Below are 1,123 nucleotides of genomic sequence, written 5' to 3'. Positions count from 1 at the left end.
TATAAGCTATAAGCTATAAGCTATAAGCTATAAGCTATAAGCTATAAGCTATAAGCTATAAGCTATAAGCTATAAGCTATAAGCTATAAGCTATAAGCTATAAGCTATAAGCTATAAGCTATAAGCTCAGCATCAATACCTGACCTTTTTGGTCAAGTATTGAGTACATTTTAATTACCTGAGTAATTTAGTCAAGTATTATGATGAATAAAGCTTATAACCTAAACTTATTTAATAGACTTATTAATAGAGGTAAGAATACCGCGTAAGATGTTCATCTCAGCTTCTTCTGGACGCGCGCGGTTGAATAAGCGACGTAGTTTAGTCATCACCATGCCAGGGTGTTGCTTGATGATAAAACCTGTGTCGTTTAGCGTTTGCTCTAAATGCTCGTAGAACAGCTCAGTTTGCTTCGCATTTGGGTAGGTTGCTTCGTCTTCTTCTTGTACTTTTGGCTGTTTATATAAATATGCCATACGTGTTTCGTAACACAGTGTTTGCACGGCCATTGCTAGATTTAGTGAGCTGTATTCAGGGTTGGCAGGAATACATACGTGGTAGTTACATTGTTGTAGTTCTTCGTTCGTTAAACCACTATTTTCACGACCAAACACGAGTGCAACAGGGCCATGTTCAGCCTCAGCCACTAACTTTTCACCACATTCACGCGGCTCAACCATAGGCCAAGATAAAGTACGTGAGCGTGCGCTGGTACCAATTGTTAAGCCACAATCAGCAATCGCATCTGCCAGTGTATCAACAACTACTGTTTTACCTAAAACATCAGTTGCACCGGCTGCAAGGGCACTCGCATGACTGTCAATTTCACAAGCAGGATCAACAAGATATAAATTTGATAAGCCCATCGTTTTCATAGCACGTGCCGCTGAGCCAATATTACCAGAATGTGATGTGTTAACTAATACGATACGAATATCATCAAGTGTCATTGCGTTGTTACTTACTGAAAGTCAAAAATTGCGGGGATTATAGCATAGCTATCAGCTATCAGCTATCAGCTATCAGCTATCAGCTATCAGCTATCAGCTATCAGCTATCAGCTATCAGCTATCAGCTATCAGCTATCAGCTATCAGCTATCAGCTATCAGCTATCAGCTATCA

General features: G+C 39.8%; 1 protein-coding gene and 1 pseudogene. One reads left to right on the top strand and one right to left on the bottom strand.

The genetic code is table 11. The features are described 5' to 3' along the window. Positions 1-227: 227 nt before the first annotated feature. The gene (gene trmJ / locus ABMY41_RS21800) at positions 228-950 is read right to left on the bottom strand and encodes a tRNA (cytosine(32)/uridine(32)-2'-O)-methyltransferase TrmJ (RefSeq protein ID WP_349276271.1); all 723 of its coding nucleotides are present in this window, start codon (positions 948-950) and stop codon (positions 228-230) included. On the opposite strand from trmJ, the pseudogene ABMY41_RS21795 reads away from it, so the two are divergent. Next, positions 944-1,123 (top strand): annotated as a pseudogene (locus tag ABMY41_RS21795) (hypothetical protein); the annotation flags it as partial. The gene trmJ and the pseudogene ABMY41_RS21795 overlap by 7 nt on opposite strands.

This window comes from Pseudoalteromonas sp. BZA4 (genome assembly GCF_040104395.1).
In the GTDB taxonomy this organism is placed as follows: domain Bacteria; phylum Pseudomonadota; class Gammaproteobacteria; order Enterobacterales; family Alteromonadaceae; genus Pseudoalteromonas.
Note: the sequence above shows the minus strand (reverse complement) of the source record. Positions and strands in the feature narration are given on the sequence as shown.